This window comes from Rhodococcus sp. NPDC019050 (genome assembly GCF_055664235.1).
Genome location: NZ_JBVOON010000023.1, coordinates 15,827 through 29,530, shown reverse-complemented (window position 1 = coordinate 29,530; position 13,704 = coordinate 15,827). Strand labels below are relative to the sequence as shown.

General features: G+C 65.0%; 11 protein-coding genes. All 11 read right to left on the bottom strand.

From position 1 onward, the window contains the following. Positions 1-23: 23 nt before the first annotated feature. On the bottom strand, positions 24-965 hold the full coding sequence (locus AC0B44_RS19485; RefSeq protein ID WP_471904446.1) for an NAD-dependent epimerase/dehydratase family protein: 942 nt from the start codon (positions 963-965) through the stop codon (positions 24-26). Then, positions 962-1,756 carry a hypothetical protein gene (locus tag AC0B44_RS19480; RefSeq protein ID WP_471904445.1) on the bottom strand — a complete coding sequence of 265 codons (795 nt, stop codon included), beginning with the start codon at positions 1,754-1,756 and terminating at the stop codon, positions 962-964. Before AC0B44_RS19480 ends, AC0B44_RS19485 begins: the two co-directional genes overlap by 4 nt. 94 nt (positions 1,757-1,850) lie before the next feature. Next, a complete protein-coding gene (locus tag AC0B44_RS19475; protein WP_471904444.1) occupies positions 1,851-3,695 on the bottom strand; it encodes a flavin-containing monooxygenase in 1,845 nt (614 codons plus the stop codon). 116 nt (positions 3,696-3,811) lie between these two features. Further along, positions 3,812-4,279: a VOC family protein gene (locus AC0B44_RS19470; RefSeq protein ID WP_471904443.1), complete on the bottom strand. Its 468-nt coding sequence runs from the start codon at positions 4,277-4,279 to the stop codon at positions 3,812-3,814. Between the two features lie 31 nt (positions 4,280-4,310). Next, a complete protein-coding gene (locus AC0B44_RS19465; RefSeq protein ID WP_471904442.1) occupies positions 4,311-5,204 on the bottom strand; it encodes a cyclase family protein in 894 nt (297 codons plus the stop codon). A gap of 648 nt (positions 5,205-5,852) precedes the next feature. Next, positions 5,853-7,751, bottom strand: coding sequence for a flavin-containing monooxygenase (locus AC0B44_RS19460; RefSeq protein WP_471904441.1), 1,899 nt, complete (start codon positions 7,749-7,751; stop codon positions 5,853-5,855). A gap of 45 nt (positions 7,752-7,796) precedes the next feature. Then, positions 7,797-9,368, bottom strand: coding sequence for a class I adenylate-forming enzyme family protein (locus AC0B44_RS19455; protein ID WP_471904440.1), 1,572 nt, complete (start codon positions 9,366-9,368; stop codon positions 7,797-7,799). Further along, positions 9,365-10,174, bottom strand: a complete 810-nt coding sequence (locus AC0B44_RS19450) for an enoyl-CoA hydratase (protein WP_471904439.1) — start codon at positions 10,172-10,174, stop codon at positions 9,365-9,367. Before AC0B44_RS19450 ends, AC0B44_RS19455 begins: the two co-directional genes overlap by 4 nt. After that, positions 10,171-11,253, bottom strand: a complete 1,083-nt coding sequence (locus AC0B44_RS19445) for an acyl-CoA dehydrogenase family protein (protein WP_471904438.1) — start codon at positions 11,251-11,253, stop codon at positions 10,171-10,173. Before AC0B44_RS19445 ends, AC0B44_RS19450 begins: the two co-directional genes overlap by 4 nt. A 9-nt stretch (positions 11,254-11,262) precedes the next feature. After that, entirely contained in the window at positions 11,263-12,420 is a 1,158-nt protein-coding gene (locus AC0B44_RS19440) for an acyl-CoA dehydrogenase family protein (protein ID WP_471904437.1), read from the bottom strand. Beyond that, complete coding sequence (locus AC0B44_RS19435) at positions 12,417-13,454, bottom strand: Rieske 2Fe-2S domain-containing protein (protein WP_471904436.1); 1,038 nt, start codon at positions 13,452-13,454, stop codon at positions 12,417-12,419. The genes AC0B44_RS19440 and AC0B44_RS19435 overlap by 4 nt, the downstream gene beginning before the upstream one ends. Positions 13,455-13,704: the final 250 nt, after the last annotated feature.

Below are 13,704 nucleotides of genomic sequence, written 5' to 3'. Positions count from 1 at the left end.
AATGGTGTTCTACGAAAGGATTCTCACGAGAGGGCGGACGCGACGAGCTTGTCCGGATGGCGAGCGGCGATCGTCCGGCGGATGCCTTCGCGCCAATCCACTGCGCACGGCCCGGTGATAGAGGCACGAAACGTGGTGTCCGCGATGGATCCGCGCAACGTTCCCTCGATCGGAGCCACGTCGACAACGGGGTCGACCCCCATCAACTCGCCGGCGTAGGCCGCCCATTCCTGGACGCTCACCGGTTCGTCGCCACCCCAGTTGACGATGCGGGTAGGGGTGGAAGCCCCCTCGAGCAGAGCACTCACCTGGGTATTGATGTCGTCTTCGTAGATCGGGCTGTACATGCACGGATCCCAGCGGGTGGTGATCGGCCGGCCTTCGGCGATGGCATCGATGTGCATTGCAGGCAGTCCGCCGTTGGGACCGTACGAGGCGTTCATCCGAGCGATCGTGACCGGGATACCGAATGCGCGCGCGGCAAGCCGGGCGGTGGCTTCCTGGCTGATCTTCGACACCGAGTAGGTCGGGGTGTGCGTGCTGTTGCACTCCCCCAGCGGCGACTGTTCGGTGAACACGTGCAAGGGGTCGTCCTGCGGCCGATAGACCGAATGGGTCGACATCACGAGGGCGCCTTTGGCAGATCGGCAGTGCTGCAGAAGGAGTCCGGTTCCTTCGGCGTTCGCGCGGATCGCAGCGTCGTAATCCCATCCCGCAGCCAGACTCGCCGCCAGGTGTACTACGTACGTGAAGTCGGCCGGGACGCCGGCGAAGTCGCCCTCACCGAGATCGCATGTCACCGGGGTGATTCCCGCTTCGCTCACACGCTGCCGGTCTTCGGGCCTGCTGAACCGAGCCAGACCCCACACCTCGTTCTCGGTCGCGAGCATTCTCGCGATCGGGAAGGCGATCTGCCCGGTCACCCCGGTCACCAGGATCTTCTCACCGTTCAACACAGGCGTCACCACAGTTCGTCGGTGTACTTGTCCGTACCGACCACCGTCGGGATGAACGGTGACGCGAAGGTGACGCGACCGGCACCCGAGCTCTCGATGTTCGCGGCGTAGTCGACGATGTGCTGCCAGCTCTCGGCGGGATCTCCCTCGAGGAAGCACATCTGCAGGATGCGGTCGGTGGATCCGCCGTCGTTACCCATCTTCATCGGCACGCTGTGATCGGCGGGCCAGGGCTTCATGCGCCAGTTGCTCACGAGATCGACGGTGCCGGTGGCGAGGAGCTTCGCGACGGGGCCGTTATTGACGGTCTCGAGCGCGGTGGCGCGGTCGACGCCGTCGGCCGGCTCGATCATGACTGTGACGAGCCCACCGTAACGATGATCGTGTGCGAGCTCGAGCGGGACACCGTCCTCGTGTGCCGAGATGTCCGAGTCCGGCAGGTACTGCCCGGTGTGGACGTGCTCACGCTCGGCGAAACCACGTCCGGCGGCGTAGAGTTCGCCGACCTGCTTCTGAGCCCAGGCGTCGGCGACGTCCGCATCGGGTTCGTGCACCCAGTAGATCGCGAGGTACGAGCCGTCCTCGGTCTTGGTCGCGACCGGTCCGGTCTCCGGGAAGCGCAGGTCCTTCAGAGCCTTCGTGGCGACCCAGCGGCTGCCGGCGAACCAGCCCGGACCGACCATGCAGCCCGAATAGCGGTGGTCGCGCTCATACCAGCGGTTGTACTCGACCTCGTGACCGCGCGTCGGATCCACCATGGTGAACAGTGCGTATCCGAGTCGCGCCGGAACCAATGTCATTGCTTTCTCCTACTTTCGTGAACCGGACGCGCGGGCAGCCCCGGAAGGTCGGCTGCCCACGGTCCTCGAGAATTGCTGCGGGTATGCCGCCGGCTCAGCGAGTCACGGCGATGCCGTCGAAGGCGTCGTCTTCACGCCACTTGCGGAGCAGGTCGAAGTACTCGTAACCGGGTCCGTACAGACCGCCCGCGAGGGTGCTGCGCTTGTCGTCGACGCGGCCCTCGTTGTTGTAGTGGCCCGGGGTGCACGAGAGGTTCCATTCCCGTCGCATCTCCGCGTGCTCTGCGATGGTCGCGTTCCAGCCGGCCTCGGCCCCGGCGGTCGGTTCGACGGCCCGGATTTCCTCTTTCAGGCACTTACCGACCATGTAGACCATGTGCCGGGCTTGATTGTCGATGAGGTTCGAGATGTTCGAAACCTGCGTCGACTGAACGAATCCCAGGAAGAACAGATTCGGGAAGTCCGCGCTGAGGAAGCCGTGGTACGTGCTGGCCCCCTCGGCGAACTTCTTCGACAGCCGGTTGCCGTTGCGGCCCAGCACGTCGTAGCCGGCTTTGTCGGTCCAGGTGCGTCCCTGTTGGAAGCCCGTCGCGTAGATGATGAGGTCGACTTCGTATTCGCGGTCGCCGACGACGATTCCCTTCTCGGTGATCCGGTCGATCGGCGTGTCGGAGGTATCGACGATGTCGACGGACTCCTTGTTGAAGACCGGCAGGAAGTCGTCGCTGAAGCCCGGCCGCTTGCACATGGTGCGGTAGTAAGTCTTGAGCTTGTCGGCCTTGGCCGGGTCCTTGACAATGGCGTCGACCCGGTCGCGCAGCATCTCGTTCCACTCGTAGTCCGAGCGCTCCATGGCGTCCATGTACTGCTCGAGGGTCGGTTCCGCTCCGCCGGCCTCGTAGATCTTGCGCATCTGGTACTTCGCGAACTTGATCCAGCCGTCGTCCACGTCGCAGTCGACGGTGGCGCGGTCCATCGCGCACTTGTCGAAGGAGTTGCGGCGCTCGCTCTGCCAACCTGCGGGCAGGGACTTGAACCATTCGACGTCCGTCGGGGCGTTTTCGCGGGGCGCGATCTGGCTGGGCGTGCGCTGGAAGACGACCAGCGACTTCGCGTGCTCGGCAAGATGCGGGATGGCCTGGATGCCGGTGGCGCCGGTACCGATGATGGCCACGCGCTTGTCGTGGAGCCCGGTCAGGTTCCCGGTGGTATCGCCTCCGGTGTAGTCGTAGTCCCACCGGCTGGTGTGGAAGCTGTGACCTGCGAACTTCTCGATACCGGGGATGCCGGGCAACTGGGGGCGGCTGAACAGGCCGCTCTGGGTGGAGACGAACCGGGCGCGGAACAGATCGCCGGCGTCCGTGCGCACCGTCCACCGCGCGGCGTCCTCGTCCCATTCCATCTCGGTGACCCGGGTCTGGAACAGGGCGTGGTCGTACAGGCCGAACTGCGTGCAGAGGGACTGCGTGTAGGCGAAGATCTCGCTGCCGCGGGTGTATCGCTCCGACGGAACGTAACCGGCCTCCTCGAGGTAAGGCAGGTAGATGTACGACTCGATGTCGCAGCGCACGCCGGGGTAGCGGTTCCAGTACCAGGTTCCGCCGAAATCGGCTGCGACGTCGAGGATCTTGAAGCTCGTGACACCGATCTTCTTCAGCTCGATGCCGGTGCTGATGCCCATGAAGCCGGCCCCGATGACGAGCATGTCGAGATCGGCGGTCTGCGGAGGCGTGGTGCGGGGGCCGTCCGCGTGCGGATCGGCGTCGAATGCTGCGAACTTGCCTTCGAAGTCGATCGCCTGGAAGGTGTCGGCGCCCGTTTTCGGCAGGCGCTTGTCGCGCTCTTCAGCGTACTTCTGGCGGAACCATTCGAGATCGTCGATCTTGCGCTGAGGTTCCCAGAGGTGTGGATCGCGTGCGGTGGTGTCGGGGGCGGTCATGAAAGTCCTTTGGTCGTCGCTGCGTCGGGATATGCGATCGGGCGGCGGAGGGGATTCGCCGCCCTGGCACACTCAGCGAGATATCGAGGGGAAGCCGTGATCCGGCGCAGGTCCGGTCACCAGGGGGTGCCGGCAGGGATGTGCATGAGCTCGACGCGGTTGCCGTCGGGGTCGGCGACGAACACGAACTGCGGGGCGGTCGGGTCGCCCACACCGGCGCGGGTCTCCGGCATCAGCGTGCCGCCGAACTCGCACAGCGCGTCGGCTGCGGTGTCGATGTCGTCGGCGAAGAACGACAGGTGGGTCATGCCGAGGTGATTACGACGGGTGGGAGGGTTCCCGATCACGCCGGGCTGCCGGTAGGACAGCAGTTCGATGCGCAGACCGTCCTTCTCGAGGAAGGTCGAGGTGAGGCTGCACGGCGCATCGACCTCGGGGATCTGCTCGTCGACGTCGTATTCCATGATTTTGGTGAAACCCAGTCCGTCGCAGTAGAAGCGAAGGCTTTTGGCGAGATCGGAGACACACAGCCCAACGTGGGAGGTGCGGTACGTGTGCACTGCACTTTCGGTGTTCACAGTCATCCGGGGTCCTGTTCGGGGTGAAGGGGCGCGGTCAGCCGACGGCGACGGGGGTGACCGGGCTGGCCGTGCCGCCGGTGATCTTGAGCGCGCCGATGGTCAGCAGGAACTCGTAGCACCTGTCGGCCGCGAGCTCGGCGAGGTTCATGTTCTCGACCAGGTAGATGCCGTGCTCGACGAGCAGGATGATGTGCCCGCCGAGGTAGACGTTCCGGTCGAAGGGGATGGGTTCGATCGCGGCGTTGTCGGAGCCGACCAGCGCGACGTCCTTCTCGGCGAGGAAAGCGGCCGCTTCGAGGCCGATGCCCGGTTGCGGCATCATGTCGCCCTGGTTGGCCAGGTAGTCCTCCAGCCATCCCGTGCGGATGAGCACCAGATCGCCCGTCTGCAGTTCGACGTTCTGGTCGTCCAGTGCCTTCTGCAAGTCTGCGACGGTGATGACGTAACCCGGTTCGAGCAGGTCGACGCCCTTGGACGCGGCGACGTCGATGAGGACGCCGCGGCCGGCGATGCCGCCGACCTTGTCGATGCTGCACTTGGCGGCGCCCGAGTACGGCGTGACCTCGTCGGCGGGGTAGCCGTTGTAGATCTTGTTGTCGGCGTAGACATGGCACAGTGCGTCCATGTGCGTCGAGGTGTGCGACGGCATGACGAGTTGGTCCTCGTTGGCGCCGACACCGGGAGCACCGCCGTTGGCGCGGGCCATCGCCTCGTCCTGGTGGTTGGTCAGGGTCAGCCGCTGCGGGATTCCGCGGTATTCGAGGTTCGGTACGCCGGACCGCTGGATCGGGATGCTGAGGCTGTAGGTCTTGCCCGTCTTGGGCAGGCGGAGGGCGGAGAGGACCCGCTCCGGTGTGAGGTGGTTGAGGGCGCCCAGCTCATCCGCTTCGCCCCAGCGGCCCCAGTTCGACTTACGCGTGCTCAACATCGACTCCTCAACATCGGGTCCTCGGTAGCGAGGTTCGGGGGTGGTTGTCGGTCGGTTCGGGACGTGCCGGACAGCAGGTGCGATTCGGCTTGGTGACCGGCGCCATCCACCCACACGACTTGTGACCCGACTCACTGTAGCCATCGGCTACGTGTGCGTCAACAACTCGGCCGAATTCGGTTCGGCTTCCGACGGGATTCCGTCACGACGCAGTACGAGACCGTGAAACAGCGGCCACACGTGTGGATTCGAAGTCCACCTGGCGTAAAAGGGCCGCAATGTCCCACTTCCATACTTGCGCCCACTTGCCCCGCGGGGACCGGGGCAGAACGCGACGCAACTCCCCCGTCAACCCGACTGCGGCCGGATGATCTGCTCCCCGAATCCCGCGACGAACTCCGACGCAGCGTCCGTGGACCGGGCGTAGGCATGCACACACCGGTGCGTGACACCGCCGGTTCGTCGGCCTGCTCGAAGAACCGCATCGCGGAACGAGAAGCGCCTCGTTTCTCGCGGACCACGGGAGTCGACTGCGAGCCACATACGGCGCACATACCCCCTACGCCGGTGCGACCCGCCGCAGAGACGGCAGGCCGCACCGGCGATCACCGGGATACTTCGGAGGGAACTGCTTCGAAGAAGAGTGCGTCACTGCCCGTCGGTGAAGTCGTAGTGCGACTCGTCCGGCTTCTCGCACAGCTCGTAGTACTTCTCGCCGCCCCACGGGGCGTTCATCTGCAGCCGACCGAACTCGTTGACGTAGTAGTTCTTCTCCATCGCCGAGTTCGGCATCAGATAGATGAGCTTCTTGGCCTCTTCGTGCAACTGCTCGTTGTACTCGTCGAAGGCATCCTTCCGGACGACCATCGACGCCCGTCCCTTCTCGAGCATCCCGACGATGCACTCGGCGATGTAGCCCGTCCAGACCTCGAACCACACCGGCAGGCCCGCACCACTGGCCACCGGCTGCGAGTTGGGGCCGTACAGCATGAACATGTTCGGGAATCCGGGCACGGTCATGCCGAGGTGCGCTTGCGCTCCCTGCGCGGTCCACACGTCCTCGAGGGTCACACCTCCGACGCCGAAGTACTGTGTGGGCCAGATGTACTTCTCGGTTTGGAATCCGACCGCGGCAATGACGAGTTCCGTCTCGCGGGTCTGCCCGTCTGCGGTGACGATTGCGGTGTCGGTCATCCGTTCGATCGGGGTCGCGACGAGTTCGACATTGTTCCTGGTCAGCGAGGCATACCAGTTGTTGTCGACCACCGGGCGCCGCGTCATCGGCGGGTAGTCGGGGATCAGCTTGTCGATGAGGTCCTGCCGGCCGTCGACCTGTGCCGAGATGTAGCCGACCAGGATCTCGCGCAGCATGTCGTTGCGCTTGCTGATCTTCCCGCCGTTTGCGATCCACTCCTCGTCCGGCATGAGCACGTTGCGCAGGTCGATGGTCGCGAGGCCGGCGACGTACTTGTTCCAGTTCCAGTAGAACGGCATCTTCCGGATCAGCCACTGCAGCTCGTCGGAAATCGGTACGCCGTAGTTGGTGCGCGGCGAGATCCACTGCGGTGTGCGCTGATACACCGTTACGGATTCGGCCTTCTCGGCGATCTTCGACAGCAGCTGCACGCCGGTCGAGCCGTTGCCGATCACGGCGACCTTCTTGCCGGCGTACTCGACATCCTCGCTCCACCGGGCGGTGTGCACGATATGGCCGGTGAAGTCGGAAACACCCTCCACCGAAAGCTCACGCGGTGTCGCGAATACACCGCTGGCGGCGACGACCACGTTCGCGTCGACCTCGGAGGCGGACTCCTCGCCCTGCACGGTCAGCGTCCAGCGCTGCGTCGACTCGTCGAAGCGAGCCTCCGTGACGTCGGATCCGAACCGGATGTGCTCGTACACACCGTACTTGCGTGCCACGTGATCGATGTACGCGCGTACGTCGGACTGACGGGCGAAGTACTCGGTCCAGGGGTATTTCTTCTCGAAGGCGTACTCGTAGGTGAAGCTCACCGTGTCGACGCGCACGTCCGGATAGGTGTTGATGCTCCACACCCCACCGACCTCGGCGCGGCGCTCGTAGATCGTGAACGGAACCCCGAGGTGCGCCAGTTGCACACCCATGGCGACACCGGCGAAGCCGGCGCCCACGATCGCGACGTGGTATCCCTCCGGAATCACTTTCTCTCCGTGCCATTCCGCCTGGTAGGGCATCGCGGAAAACGCTGGGATCTTGTGTCGCATGATCAGATCGTCGCGCCCGAGTTCGCGGGCTTCCGCCATCTCGAGCAGTTCGACGATCTCGTCCCGGGAAGGGACCGGCAGCGTCGATTCGTCCGGTTCGGTGAGCAGGTAGTCGACAGCCTTGGCCCGGATGAGCGAGGTGTCCTCGTCGGAGAACACGAGGGCGTCCGTCGTCGGACCGAAGACGCGTTCCGGGATGATCGCGGCGACGTCCGCGTCACGGGTCGCCTGGTACAGCGCCATCCGCAACGCATTGATGTCGGCGCACTCGACGGCGCGCTCTATGAAGCTACGTCCTGGCATGGGAACTTCCAATTCTCGAATTCGGGGGAAGACACGGGCGCTGTGTCACTCGGCGGTTGCGCCGGACAGGGCTCGCTGGTCGATGACGGACTGCCTGAGTTGCTGCTTGCGGATCTTCATCGTCGGGGTCTTCGGCATCTCCGGGACGATCACCACGTCCTCGGGAAACTTTGCCGGCGAGATACCGGCCTGCCGGCAGTACGCGCGAACCTCGTCGACGTCGAGATCGGCTGCACCGTCATGCAGTTGCAGCACCGCACAGATGCGCTCCCCCGCCCGGTCGTCGGGCAGACCGATGACAGCGACGTCCGCTACGGCAGTGTGCGCCGCGAGCACCTCTTCGATCTCGGAGGGGCTGATCGATTCGCCCTTGCGGATGATCAGGTCTTTCTCCCGCCCCACGAGGACCAGATGTCCCTCCGCGTCGAGCTTTCCGGTGTCGCCGCTGAACATCCAGCCGTCGGCGTCGAAGGGACGGATGCTCTCGCCGTCGGCTCGGTACTCCTTGAAGAGCATCGGCCCACGGAGCCACACCCGGCCGACCTCACCGGTGGGCAGCACACGGTCGTCCTCGGTGCGGATCTGCACCTCGCAGCCGAGCACGGGACGTCCCGAGGTGGTGGCCAGTTGCTCGATGCTGTCCCTCATCCGAGCCGAGGTGATCATCGGGCACTCGGTCATACCGTAGGCGTGCAGGATCGGGACACCCACCTCAGCGAGCACATCCCGGAAAAGCTTCTCAGGCATGGGTGCTCCGCCACCGGCCAGCATGCGCAGAGTCGGAACCACTCGCGCGCCCGGATTCTTCCGCTGTTCCTCGAGCAGCGAGGCATAGTGCGGGGTCGAACCACCGGTGATTGTCACACCCGCACGACGCATCAGCTCCACTGCGGCAACCGGCTCGTAGACCTCCATGAGTGTCAGTGCCATGCCCGTAGTCAGCGAGACGATCAGCAGGTCGGGACCGCCGATGTGGGCGTACGGAAAGAAGATGGTGCCGATGTCCTCGCCCGTTGCACCGATCGCATCCGCGAGGGAGACGCCGCCGGCGATGAGCGTACCGTCGGTGTGGCAGACCCCCTTGGGCGCCGACGTCGTTCCGGAGGTCGTGTATATCCAGCGCACCTCGTCGGGGCGAACCGGTGCGGGAGGAAGCGTGGCCGGGTCACCGTCGGGCAGTTCGGAGGACACGATCAACAGGTTCAGGCGGTCGCCGCTCGCAGCTCGCAACTCCTGGGCCATGGCACCGTGGTCGAAACCGCGGAACTCTTCCAGGGTGATGAGCCATTCCGACTCGCACTGGGCGAGCATCGCCCCGACCTCACGTGCCCGGTAGAGCGGGATGATCGGGTTCTGGATCACGCCGAGACGCGACAACGCCAGGCTGAGCACGACAGTCTCGATGCGGCTGGGCAGTTGCCAGCTCACCGTGGAGCCGGGGCCGATCCCGCGGGCGAGCAGGCCGGCCGCGACGCGTTCGGCCACAGAGACGACTTCGGCGAAGGTCATGCGGCGATCGTGCGCGTCGATGAGGGCGACGGCATCACCCGAGGCCTCGGCCCGCAAGGCCAACAGATTCCATAGGGAGACTGCATCTTTCGACACCGTGTTCGTCACGAGTTGTCCTCCTTCGTACGAGCCCCCGACGGAAGCGGGCCTGGCGTCAAAAGCGGGTAGCCGGTCCGGAGCAGCGCGTTCGCGTGTCCGTGCCAGTGGATGTCGAAGGCCGATTGCAGCGCCGCCTGCTGGCCCATGATGTCGAGGGTCTGGTTGACGGCACGCTTGGCGGTCGCCAGCCCCCACGCGTCCATTTCCGAGATCTCGCGGGCCAGTTCCATCGTCTGCGATTCGAGGTCACCGAGCGGGACCACCCGGTTCACCATGCCGGCGGCGAACGCCTCCGCAGCGGTGAATCTCCGCGCCGTGAACAGCATCTCCTTGGCGCGCCGGGCACCCAGTTCCCAGGTATGGGCGTGGTATTCGACGCCACCGACGCCGAACTTCACCACCGGGTCGCTGAAGTAGGTGTTCTCGGCTGCGACGATCAGATCGCACGGCCAGATGACGTTGAGCGCACCGGCGACGCAGGCGCCCTGAACTGCCGCAATCGACGGTTTCGGAACGTCACGCCACTTACGGGAGAAGCCGAGGTAGTGCTCGGCCTCCCACCCGTAGGCGCTCTCGAGGGTCGTCTTGCCCTCCTTGAAATACCCCGGCGCCACAGTCTTCAGGTCGTGGCCGGCGGAGAAGTTGTCGCCGTTGGCGCGCAAGACGATCACCTTGACCGCGTCGTCACGGGCAGCCTGCTGCCATCGGGCGTCGAGGTCCTGTAGGAGGGATGCGTCCTGGGCGTTGTGCTGTTCCGGCCGGTTCAGGCTGATGACGGCGACGGCATCGTCGACGCGGTAGTCGATGTAGCTCATCGTCCCGTCCCGATGTAGATGCGATCGAGAGCGTCGACGATCTCGGTGTCGTTGCGTGCCGCTGAACCGAAGTCGAACTGCCAGCGCTTGGCGGCGTCGGTGAACAAGTGCACGTTCGACTCGATCATGTATCCGATGCCTGCGTGTACCTCGTGCGCGGAGTGCACGATCTCCTGCGCTGCCTTCGCCGCCTGTTTACGCATGAGGCCGATATGAGGTTGCGGATCGACGCCGGCGTCGAGAGCCGAGGCGGCGGACCGCGCGTGTACCGAGGTGAGGTGTGTGGCGACCGCGATGTCGGTGCACAGGTACTGCACGGCTTGGAATCGACCGATCGGTCCACCGAACTGGTGCCGCTGCTGCGCGTACAGCACCGTCATGTCGAGTAGCTTCAGACCGGCGCCGTAGAGTTGCGCTGCGCGCAGCACCGCCCCTCGCTGCCCCGCGACCTCGACGGCACGGTCGGCATCGTTGCCTCTCGCGAGCACGGCGGCATCGGCCACCGGCACGTTGTCGAACCTCACCGCGAACATCGGGTATCCCCCCATGTTGGGCATCGCTTCGATATCTGTCGCGGAACTCGACTCCACCACCGCGACAACGCTTTCCTCGCCGGATGCATAGACGAGGAAGCTGTCGGCATCGTCGGCGTGTTCCACGGCGAGCGCGACTCCGTCGAGTGTGTCGTTCGCGTACGTCACCGCTGAGCCCCACTCCGGGGACGGGAACATCGGGACAACCACGGCCTCACCGTTTCCGATGCGCTTGGCGAGGTTCGTCGCCTCGTCGGTTCCGATCACCAACGCGGCGTCGCGTGCCATCGTCAGCTCGAGCAGCGGTGTGGAAGCCAGCGTCCGTCCCGCCTCGACGAAGATGCCGGCGATCGTCGCGAGCGACGGGCTGTCGGCATCGGTGCCGGTCGGATCACCGAGTTGCAGCCAGCCGAGTTCGGCGAACTGTGCGATCTGGTCCGCGAACGGAACAGTGTTGGATCGGTCCTCCAGCGGCGAGTACCGCGCGAACACCGACTTGCTCACATCTGCGAGGGCAGCGAAGTCCTCGCCCCATGTCAATTCCATGTTCAGCTCCTATCGGGGCAGGCCGAGGCCCCGCGTCGCGAGCACCATCCGCTTGAGTTGGGACGTTCCTCCGGCATGGTTGGCGAACGACTGCCGGTACCACGCCTCGGGCTTTCCGTTGAGGGGGGCGTACGACGATCCCGACCGCAATTGACTGGTCGGGCCGAGCACCCGGTCGTAGATCTGGGCGAAGAGTGGCTCGTACTCCTTGGCAGCGACCTGCTGCACTCCACCGCCCCAAGGGGTCTGGCGGCCGTGCGCGTTGTCACCGATGATTTCGTAGGCGAGCAGACGCTGGGACTGGGCGATGGCGGCGAGCTCAGCCAGGTCGGCCTTCACGTGCGGGTCGTCGAGCTTGCCCGGGATCGCCTTGCAGTACTCGATGAGGTCGCGCAGTCGCGCTTCCTGCATCGCGTAGATGGGCTCGACGGTTCCCGACGCGTAGAAGGCGCGCATGATGTACTGCCAGCCCTTGCCCTCCTCGCCGATGAGCGAGGATGCCGGCACACGGACGTGGTCGAGGAATGTGCTGGACTGGACGCCGCCGCCGTAGTTACGCATCGGGTGCAAGGTGACGCCGGGGGTCTTCAGGTCGACGACGAAGATGCTGACTCCGGTGCTCAGACTCGCTTCGGGGTCGGTGCGTGCGGCCACGTACAGCACGTCGGACATCGGTCCCCACGACGTGAATGCCTTCTCGCCGCTGATGATCCACTCGTCACCGTCCTTGACGGCCTTGGTCCGCAGGGAGCCGAGGTCGGAGCCGGCTCCGGGTTCGGTCAGCCCCTCGGCCCAGAGAGTGCGCATGTTCGCGATGTCGGGTAGCAGCCGCTTCTTCTGCTCCTCGGTGCCGCCCACCAGGATGGTGCCGGCGGCGAGGAAGATGCCGACCGAGTTGATCAGCGGGGCGTCGGCCGCGTACAGCTCCTCGAGGAGGATCTGGTTGGAGATCGGGGAGAGCTCCTTGCCGCCGTACTCCTTCGGCCAGGTCAGACCGATCCATCCCTTGGCTGCGATCTTCTTGCTGAATTCGACGGCGACGGCCCATTGTTCGGGGGCATCGTCGAACTCGGGGTTGAAGGCATGTTCCTTCGGCAGTTCGGCATCGAGGAACTCGCGGATCTCGGCGCGCCAGGCCTCGTGTTCTGCTGTCAGAGTCGGTCTCATGAGGCGGTTCCTGCCTGGAATTCGTCGGTGCCCGCGGTCTGCTCGGCACTACCTTGGCCGAGGTGACCTTCGGGGTAGAAGCGGCGGGCCCACTGACGGATGTCGCGGAAACCCGCGGCCTCGGCGGTCGCAAGACCCGGAGGTTCGGTGTAACGCTGGTGTTCCCAGATCGCGATGTCGGCCTCGAGCTGGCCGATTGCATTGTGTTGCCGCTTCGCCACCCGCACGTCGTTCTGGCCGTCCTCCTTGCTCGCCCATGCGGAGAAGCGCACGACCGACCGCTCGTCGTCGATGGGGGTCACTGCGGTCAACGAGCAGATGGCGCCGACGCCGTCGGCATACGAGAAGCCGAGTCCCACACCGAGGAGCGATGCCTTGGTCCTGCCCTCGACGAGTTCGAATGAACCATCTGCGTTGCGACGCTTAAAGTTCAGCGCCAGTTCGGTCTTGAAGTCGTACTCACCGAACTCGCGGTGGACGACGGTCGGGATCTCGTCGGCGCGATGGACGTACTTGAAGTGCGCGAAGTCGACGCCGTTCTCGGCGGCGTACTGGGGGTGGATCGGCAGGTGAGCCGATTCGAAGCGGCCGGCTTCTCCCGGCGCGTGGTAATCGTTCGCCGTCCCGCAGCCGGGAAAGAGGTCGAAGATACTGGGCACGTCGTACAGCGGGTCGCGGCCGTCGGCGTCGTGCCAGAGATACATGATTCCGTCGCGTTCGGCGGTGGACCAGGTACCGATCCTGCGAACCCGATTGGTGGCCTTCTGGTACGGAATACAGGTGTTGCGGCCCTCGGGGTTCCACTGCCAACCGTGGAATGGGCATCGGATGTCGTCGCCGGCGACCGTGCCACCGTGGCCCATGTGGGCGCCGAGGTGCTCACAGTATGCGTTCAGAACCACCAGGCGGTCGCTCTCGGTGCGGTAGGCGACGAGGTCGTGACCGAAGTACCGCATCGGCTTGACGTCGCGGATCTCGAGGTCGGTGGACCAACCGATCTGGAACCACCCCGTCGGCTTCATCGATAAGGCCATGGGTGACACTTAATCCTCCTGAAATATTGCAACAGAAGCGTTTTCGGGCACCTGCGCAGAAGACTTTTCACGACGAGGCATTCACGGATCGCAAACGACAGGTATGCGTGGGCACACCCGCCCACCCGAGGTCGGTCGAGACTCACTCCCCTCGATCCCGGGGGCCACTGCGACCTCATGTCGTGACTGGCATCACTGTAGCCAGTGGCTACGTATGCGTCAACAGGTTGAGCATTTCTCGTCGTTTCGC